The sequence below is a fragment of the Pelagimonas sp. genome (genome assembly GCF_058892305.1).
This window is the reverse complement of record NZ_JBZXVN010000003.1, coordinates 23,035-31,519: the sequence shown is the minus strand read 5'-3', so window position 1 is coordinate 31,519 and position 8,485 is coordinate 23,035. Positions and strand designations below refer to the sequence as shown.

The 8,485-nt window shown below is 56.7% G+C and carries 9 protein-coding genes; 8 read left to right on the top strand and 1 reads right to left on the bottom strand.

All coding sequences use genetic code 11. The features are described 5' to 3' along the window. The 6 genes from AC5EFR_RS01270 to AC5EFR_RS01245 all read left to right on the top strand — a co-directional run. Positions 1–739 (top strand): ABC transporter ATP-binding protein (locus AC5EFR_RS01270; RefSeq protein ID WP_493574162.1); only part of this gene is annotated, 739 nt, incomplete at its 5' end. A gap of 10 nt (positions 740–749) precedes the next feature. Then, positions 750–1,133 (top strand): hypothetical protein, encoded by a 384-nt coding sequence (locus AC5EFR_RS01265; protein ID WP_493574161.1) that lies wholly within the window; start codon positions 750–752, stop codon positions 1,131–1,133. A gap of 45 nt (positions 1,134–1,178) precedes the next feature. Next, positions 1,179–1,637, top strand: a complete 459-nt coding sequence (locus tag AC5EFR_RS01260) for a paraquat-inducible protein A (RefSeq protein WP_493574160.1) — start codon at positions 1,179–1,181, stop codon at positions 1,635–1,637. A gap of 97 nt (positions 1,638–1,734) precedes the next feature. Then, entirely contained in the window at positions 1,735–2,577 is an 843-nt protein-coding gene (locus tag AC5EFR_RS01255; RefSeq protein WP_493574159.1) for a DNA repair protein, read from the top strand. Between the two features lie 82 nt (positions 2,578–2,659). Next, positions 2,660–4,027 carry a DNA repair protein RadA gene (gene radA / locus AC5EFR_RS01250; protein ID WP_493574158.1) on the top strand — a complete coding sequence of 456 codons (1,368 nt, stop codon included), beginning with the start codon at positions 2,660–2,662 and terminating at the stop codon, positions 4,025–4,027. A gap of 31 nt (positions 4,028–4,058) precedes the next feature. After that, the gene (locus tag AC5EFR_RS01245; RefSeq protein ID WP_493574157.1) at positions 4,059–4,622 is read left to right on the top strand and encodes a CvpA family protein; all 564 of its coding nucleotides are present in this window, start codon (positions 4,059–4,061) and stop codon (positions 4,620–4,622) included. 253 nt (positions 4,623–4,875) lie between these two features. Here AC5EFR_RS01245 and AC5EFR_RS01240 read toward each other — a convergent pair whose 3' ends face one another. Then, a complete protein-coding gene (locus AC5EFR_RS01240; RefSeq protein WP_493574156.1) occupies positions 4,876–5,478 on the bottom strand; it encodes a phage tail protein in 603 nt (200 codons plus the stop codon). A gap of 866 nt (positions 5,479–6,344) precedes the next feature. Here AC5EFR_RS01240 and purF point away from each other — a divergent pair. After that, on the top strand, positions 6,345–7,820 hold the full coding sequence (gene purF / locus AC5EFR_RS01235; protein ID WP_493574164.1) for an amidophosphoribosyltransferase: 1,476 nt from the start codon (positions 6,345–6,347) through the stop codon (positions 7,818–7,820). An 87-nt stretch (positions 7,821–7,907) separates the two neighbouring features. Then, complete coding sequence (locus AC5EFR_RS01230) at positions 7,908–8,483, top strand: hypothetical protein (protein WP_493574155.1); 576 nt, start codon at positions 7,908–7,910, stop codon at positions 8,481–8,483. The last annotated feature ends 2 nt before the right edge of the window (positions 8,484–8,485 follow it).

Below are 8,485 nucleotides of genomic sequence, written 5' to 3'. Positions count from 1 at the left end.
TCTCGTCCACGTCGAAAAAACCTTTGGCAACAATCACGTATTGCGCGGTGTTGACCTCACGATTGAACGCGGCTCCTCGATGGTGATCATCGGCGGGTCGGGCACCGGTAAATCGGTTTTGCTCAAATCCGTGCTTGGGCTGGTCACGCCTGATGCCGGGGTGATCACCCTTGACGGCAAAGATGTGTCCACCGGCGACCGCGACGCGTTTTTGGCGCGCTTTGGCATGTTGTTCCAAGGGGCCGCCCTCTTTGATAGCCTCACGGTCTGGCAAAACGTCGCCTTTCGTCTGCTGCGTGGGTCGCTCAAACGCCCCAAGGACGAAGCCCGCGAGATCGCTATTGAAAAGCTGCGCCGCGTTGGCCTGAAACCCGACGTGGCCGATCGCTTTCCCGCCGAACTCTCGGGTGGTATGCAAAAACGTGTTGGCCTTGCCCGTGCCATCGCCGCCGAACCCGAAATCATCTTTTTTGACGAACCGACCACTGGGCTTGACCCGATCATGGCCGGGGTCATCAATGAGCTGATCCGCGAGATTGTCGATGAAATGGGCGCCACCGCCATGACCATCACCCATGATATGACCAGCGTGCGCGCCATTGCCGATCATGTCGCCATGTTGCATGACGGGGTGATCCAATGGACCGGCCCGGTGCAAGATATGGATCAAAGCGGCGATCCCTTCGTCGACCAATTCATTTCCGGACGTGCAGAAGGCCCGATTGAGGCCGTCAGGTAAGAGGTACGACATGACTTTCTTGGAGCCCAGCCCGGTCCTATTGGCCTTTTTCTTCTACAAGAAATTTGTCTTCCTCGAACTTCTGGCCGTTCTCGCCCTAACCCGTGTTATTGTCGGGCGCGGCATTGCCCGTTGGCCGGCGCTCATCGCCTTGTTCCTGTCGATTGGCGGCATCCTCACGGTGTTCGCCCCCGCTGCTGGGCTCGCCCAAGGGCCGCTATATGTTTCGGCGGCGCAATTCATGGCCGAAGGCGGCGGTATAGCCGCTCTGCTTGTGCCATCCGCCTTTTTCCTGATCTGCTCCATCACCCCACGGGCGCGCTGGCGTTGGCTTGATGTGATCCACATCGTTATGTTGGTGCTGCTTTTGGGCCTGTGGTGGTGGACAAACTGAGATCAAGGGCTGGAAACCACGCCGGTCGCCGCTTAAGTGCCTGACATGCGTTGGTTAAATCTTCTCTTGCTGGGTCTTTACCCGATCTCATGGTTCGCGCCCCTTCTGCGCGCCGGGTTACTCCCTATCTTTGGGCTCTCGGAAATTAGCGTCATATCCGGCCTGCAATCGCTCTGGGGCACCGATGTGTTTCTGGCCCTGCTTGTCACGGTCTTTGCGCTCTTTGCCCCGATGCTCAAAACCATCGGCCTCGCCTTGGTGCAATTCCACTTGCTTGACCGCAAATCCCTACCGGTGCTGAACTTGATTGGCAAATTTGCCATGGCCGACATCTTCCTTGTCGCGCTTTATATCACCCTCTCCAAAGGCATTGGCGTTGGCACAATCGAAACCGCCTGGGGTCTTTACCTGTTCACATTTTGCATCCTCGGATCCATCGTTTTGGGCGCATTTGAAAGCCGCAAACCTGTGACACCGATAGAACACGCCCCCGAAACAGATTAATTCCCCGTTAAAAATATCTTCCCTTTTGCCATGATCGGCATAAACTTGCCGATGAGCTGCCGCTCTCATAAAGAGTATTCTGGGGGAAATTATTCCTATGTCGACCACGCACCCTGTTGCTGGGCTGTTCCGTGCTGTCATGCAACGTATTGCATTTGGATTGATTATTGCGCTGTCTCTTGGACTGGCGGGCTATTCTATAGCCTGCGCTTTTGAGCTTGCGCCGTGGTTGGAGTTGCCACTTGGATTTGGCGACCAGCTTTATCTAGAGGCCGGAAAATACATACAAATTGGTCTATCTGTGCTCTGCATGGCGCTGTGTTTCTTTCTTCCGACCAATGCCCGCGTCATGGCGCTGGAAAACTCACATCGCAACTTTCACATGGGGATGACCGATGTGGCCAAGGCCTATGCGCTCTCTCACCGCTCTGACCGGACCGGCGTATTTGAGCTGAAGGGCGAATTTGATTCGATCCGCGAACGTATCGCCTTTCTGCGCGATCACCCGGAATTGGCCGATCTGGAACCCTCGGTCCTCGAACTCGCCGCTCAGATGAGCCACGTCAGCCACGAGTTGGCGACAACCTATTCCGACAACAAGGTCGCCCGCGCCCGCGATTTCCTCATTGCCCGCCAACAGGAAATCGCCTTGTTCAACGAGCGTTTGGAAAACGCCAAAGTCGCGGCAACCGAAATTCGGCAATGGAGCGAACAGGTCGAGATGGAAGAATCCATCGCCCACGCCCAGCTTGACCGCCTCAAGGCCGAGCTTGGCGATATCCTGCCCCAGCTTCAAAACGCAGCGGACAACAATTTCATCCCCGCGCCTCTGCCCGATCTCGCCCAGACCGAGCCCCCCGAGGTTATGCTGGAAGAGGATGACGTCGACATGGCGCTTGCGGCCGATAACATCACGGTTCTGCCCCGCGCCGCCGAATAATTCCCCCTATTGGCCTGCCCCCTGCAATCGGGCATAACCGCCCTGCCTTTGACGATCGGGGCAAGCACGGACAGGACGTTTCATGGCAAAATCTGCAACAACATTCGTGTGCCAATCTTGTGGCGCATCCAGTACCAAATGGTCCGGTCGCTGTGAGGCTTGCGGAGAATGGAACACCATTGTCGAAGAAAAGCCGCTAAGCCAAGGCCCGTCGAAAAAGTCGCTTGGCGCCATGCGTGGCCGCGCCATTCCGCTCACTGATCTGTCGACCAAAGAGGCCCCGCCACCGCGCACCGCCTCCAAACTTGATGAACTCGACCGGGTTTTGGGCGGCGGTTTGGTTCCGGCCAGCGCGGTTTTGGTTGGCGGTGATCCCGGCATCGGTAAATCGACCCTGCTGCTTCAAGCGGCCGCGGCCTTTGCCAAGGCGGGTCTCAAGGTCATCTATATTTCCGGCGAAGAAGCCTCCGCCCAGGTCCGCCTGCGCGCCCAGCGTCTTAACCTCACCGATGCGCCGGTGAAATTGGCCACCGAAACCAGCCTGCGCGACATTCTCACCACGCTCGACGAAGAAGAACCCGATCTCGCCATCGTCGATTCGATCCAAACCATGTGGGCCGACAACGTCGACAGCGCCCCCGGCTCGGTCTCGCAGGTCCGCGCCGCCGCGCATGAGCTGACCACCTTTGCCAAGAGCCGTGGGTCGGCGGTGATCATGGTGGGCCATGTCACCAAAGACGGCCAAATCGCCGGCCCGCGCGTCGTCGAACATATGGTCGACACGGTGCTGTATTTCGAAGGCGAGCGCGGCCATCAATTCCGCATCCTGCGCAGCGTCAAAAACCGCTTTGGCCCCGCCGACGAAATCGGTGTGTTCGAAATGACCGGCGGCGGCTTGTCCGAGGTCACCAACCCCTCCGCCCTGTTTCTGTCGGAACGTGGCCAACCGGCCCCCGGATCGGTGGTGTTTTCCGGCATCGAAGGCACCCGCCCGGTCATGGTGGAATTCCAAGCGCTGGTTTCGCCCTCGCCTCATAGCCAACCGCGCCGCTCGGTTGTTGGCTGGGATGGCTCGCGCCTCGCGATGATCCTTGCCGTGCTCGAATCGCGCTGTGGCATTCCTTTTGCCGGGCTTGATGTGTACCTGAATGTCGCCGGTGGCATGCGTGTGAACGAACCTGCCGCCGATCTGGCCGTGGCCGCTGCGCTGCTTTCCGCCCGCGAAGACACCTCTCTTCCGGCTGAAACTGTGGTTTTTGGGGAAATAAGCCTCTCTGGGGCGCTGCGTCCGGTGTCTCAGACCGAAAATCGGTTGAAAGAAGCGCAAAAACTTGGTTTCAGCAAAGCCATCATTCCAACCGGGGGCAAGGCCACCGCGACGAAGGACATGGCGTTGACCCGAATGGGCGACCTGACCACATTTGTGGGCGAGGTTTTTGGCGCCGGATAAGGCGCGAACAGGAAAAGGGGCGAGCAGGCTCATGGAAGGCTTTACAATAGTTGACGGCGTCGTGGCCGTTGTGATCGTGCTATCGGCCCTGCTGGCCTATTCACGCGGCTTGGTGCGCGAAGCATTGGCCATCGGCGGCTGGATCGTCGCCGGGGTGCTGGCCTATATGTTTGTCGGTCAGGTGCAGCCATTGGTCAAAGAGGTGCCGGTTGTTGGCAACTTCCTTGGCGACAACTGCATCCTGTCGCTGATCGCGGCCTTTGCGGCGATCATGACCGTGGCGCTTGTGGTGCTCTCGCTCTTCAACCCGTTCTTCTCATCGCTGGTGCAACGCTCGGTTCTGGGCGGCTTGGATCAGGCGCTTGGCTTCTTCTTTGGCGTTGCGCGTGGCATCGTTCTGGTGGCCGTGGCCTTCTTTGTCTACGAAGTCGCCGTCACCGCCCAAGACATCCCAATGATCGACGACAGCCGCTCGGCTGCGGTGTTCAGCCAGTTCACCGACAAGGTCGAAGAGCAAGACCCAGAACAAGCCGTCAGCTGGATCACCGCCCAGTACGAAAGCCTCGTCGGGGTCTGCGACGCCCCTGCTGAATAAGCAAACCAAACCAAAAAACATCAAAGCCTGCCAAGGATTTCCTCGGCAGGCTTTTTCAAGTCATATTCGGCGTTGGGTGTAACATCCACCGCCGATGTCGTCCCGCCAATATCGTCCCGGCAATATCGCTCGGGTAAAACTGCCGGTTAAGCAAGTGACAGTGCCCTAAAAACGGACATGGTTGCCTTAAAATACAGCCGTCAATCTACGGCGCAACCTGTGCTGTCAATGGCTCACGAAACAGGCTGAACTCTTAGTTGCGAGACGGGAAAATACCCTGCAAGGCAACACACCAGCGAAGAACCTGATACGGGCTGCGCTTGGTGACCGCTTGTCCGCCTCCGGTTGCCATGATCGCCGAGGACCCCATATCGACATCAGCCGTGCCGCTGCTATAGATCGGGCTTGCTGCAAGGCTCGGAACGGCACCCGATGGCTCTTCGGTGTCGGCGTCTTCCTCATTGCCACGAAGCGTGTGAGTGTGTGGTGGGATTTGGTTCTGGGTGATCGTAAAGTTCGTCGATCCACCTTTTGTACCAATTGGGCCAGGATCGCCAAGTCCCGGACCATTTCCGGTATGAACGATGGACCGGCTACGCAGGTCTGGCAAACCGAATGTTGTGCGGCCATCACCACCAAATTGGGTTCCATAAAGAGAAAACAGCGCCGAATACTGCGAAATCGCTAAAAGTGTCCCATCTGCTTCTGCAAAGCCTCGTGGACAGAAATTATAGCCAACGGCCATGAGTTCACCGATAAAAGGATCGGAGCCCGCAGCCGCAGGTGTTGCTGTGAAAGAATTGCCAAGGCCAAGCGCCAAAGCAGATACAAATGCTAATTTTGTGAGTTTGATCATTTCGCGTTCCCATATTGGTTCACTGCAATGAATTTCCAACCACACGAAGGATGACCCCTCGGATGAATGGATGCAGCAAATTCAACTTGAACCTGCAACTGACGCTGGGTCAAGCGACAATTCCCAGTTTCGAACGCGATGAGCCAAACAGGCGGTTGCCGAAAAACAGAAAGCATAGGCGTTTGCTCCCGACGCCCGATCCCGTCGCTTTGCCATATACTTCGCCGCTTTTTAGGCCCAGATAGATAATTACCCGCCACCCAAGCCGGATGTGAACCACCACCAAAATAGAGCGATGCAAACGCAGCGTACACAGGGTCCTTCACCTCAAATTCACGGGTCGTTCTTTTGACTGTTCCTCGCCCTATGCACAGGACGGTTTTCTCCGGCATGTGCGGCCCAGAGGTCGGAGTGCCGCGCTCCTCGGCACGGCCCAGCACCCACGATCTCTCTCAACATGTGCGCAGCAGATTTTCCGAGTTGAAATCAGTGTTAACCTGTGTGACTGAAAATTAATGGCCCGATCCGACCCGAGAGAGACAGGTTTGGGGCAATCTCCCCCAAATTCGGAGGGAATCAGACAGATTGGCTCAAATCCCTAATCTGGGCCCCCGGATCGGATCGGGGCAATCTCCCCTAACCTCAGGCCAAATTGTACAGATTTCCCCGTTGCGATAGCGGCGTGCGGGGCGTTACCGGGCGGTCGCTTTGTTCATCCCCTCGTCACATTGGGCAATTTGCCGCGCGAAAAAGCCACACAGTCTCCCAAAGATTTGTGATCCTTTCGTGACAGCGCCCGCTTCCTCGCCTATGACGGGGCCGAACACTCGCGACAGGATTCGGAGCTGCCCTTGCCCGACGGTATAATGCCCCCCGCCCACCCGTTCGATTTCGACGCTGTAAATAGCGACGGAGACAAACTCAAAGAAGAATGCGGCATCTTTGGTGCTGTTGGCGTGACTGACGCTGCCAATTTTGTGGCGCTCGGTTTGCACGCCCTCCAGCACCGAGGACAAGAAGCCGGTGGGATCGTGACACACGATCCCGAGCATGGTTTCAACTCGGCGCGACGCTTTGGGTACGTTCGGGATAACTTTACATCTCAACGGCTTATGGAAACACTGCCCGGCCCGATTGGCATCGGTCATGTGCGCTATTCCACCGCCGGATCCAAAGGCGCGGCCATCCGTGATGTCCAGCCTTTCTTTGGTGAATTTTCCATGGGTGGCGCGGCGATCGCCCACAATGGCAACATCACCAATGCCGAAGCGCTCAAGCGTGAACTGATCGAGCGCGGCTCGATCTTTCAATCGTCCTCAGACAGTGAATGTATCATTCACCTGATGGCGCGTTCGCTCCAGCGCAACATCCCCGAACGTATGGAAGACGCGCTGCGCCGTGTCGAAGGTGCGTTTTCGGTTGTTGCCATGACCCGCACCAAATTGATCGGTGTGCGTGACCCAATGGGCGTGCGCCCGCTGGTGCTTGGCAAGATCGGTGACGGCTGGTGTCTGGCCTCGGAAACCTGCGCGCTCGACATCATCGGTGCCGAATTCGTCCGCGAGATTGAGCCGGGCGAAATGGTTGTTATTACAGCGGAAAGTGGCGTTCAAAGCCTTCACCCCTTCCGCCCGCAGCCATCAAAATTCTGCATCTTTGAACATGTCTATTTCTCGCGTCCAGATAGCATCATCGGCGGTCAATCCGTCTATGAAACCCGCCGCCAAATTGGCGTGGAACTGGCCCGTGAAAACCCGGTTGAGGCCGATCTGGTTTGCCCGGTTCCCGATAGCGGCACGCCTGCGGCGATTGGTTTTGCCCACGAAAGCGGCATTCCCTATGGCATGGGCATCATCCGCAACCAATACATGGGCCGGACGTTCATCGAACCGACCGAACACATCCGCAACATGGGTGTGCGCCTCAAGCTCAACGTCAACCGCGCGCTGATCAAAGGCAAGCGGGTGATCTTGGTCGATGACTCGGTTGTCCGTGGTACAACGTCGCGTAAAATCAAAGACATGATCCTTGATGCTGGTGCCGCCGAGGTGCATTTCCGCATCGCGTCGCCCCCCACCGCCTGGCCCTGTTTCTACGGTGTCGACACCCCCCAGCGTGACAAATTACTGGCAGCAACAATGACCGAAGAAGAGATGCGCGAACATCTCGGCGTTGATAGCCTCAAATTCATCTCGCTTGATGGCTTGTACCGCGCCGTGGGCGAAGCCAAAGGCCGCAAAGCCGATTGCCCACAATACTGCGACGCCTGCTTCTCGGGCGAATATCCGGTCGAACCGGCGGATATGATCAAGAAGGGCTTTGTGATGAAGGCCGCCGAGTAAGCCCTTGGCTCACACCATTTGTACGAGGCGCGTATGTTTTCACGATTTGCTGCTTTCCAAAGCCTGACGATAGCATTGTTTTTGACCATGGCGACCACGCAGGCCGCCATGGCCGAACCCAAAATGGTCGTTGATTTGTTTGGTCAAACTGCGCAGTTCAGACCACCGCCATGGGTCAACTCGCGAGACCTCGATGCAAAGCAGGCTAAAGATTTCGAGACGGCACGCCAAAACGGCAAATCAGCGACTGGTACGAACTTCTTCCTGTTGGAATTCATCCCTAAAGGCGAGAGTTTTAGTAACTGGTCGCAGCTTTATGCGATCACGGCTGAAACGCCTTTGTCCGGCACAGTCCAAGCCTATCTTGATGGGCAGATCCGAACCTACCAGAAAGCATGCACCAAAATCGGTGTTCAGAAACTGGTAAAGAAAAGAACCAATCAGGTCGCTGTTATCCTATGCGAGGCATATCGGCATCAGCCATCCAAAGGCGAAATCGCAGTTTTTTCCTATGTGAAGACCAACAAGACCCTGATCAAGCATTACCATCATACGCGCTCAAAGGCCTTTAAATTGTCGAACAGAACATCAATTCCGCTATCGAGCCGCGAGATTCTCGACATCGCCGACCGGTTAGGCGATTTGAAACTGACAGGCGGGTAATC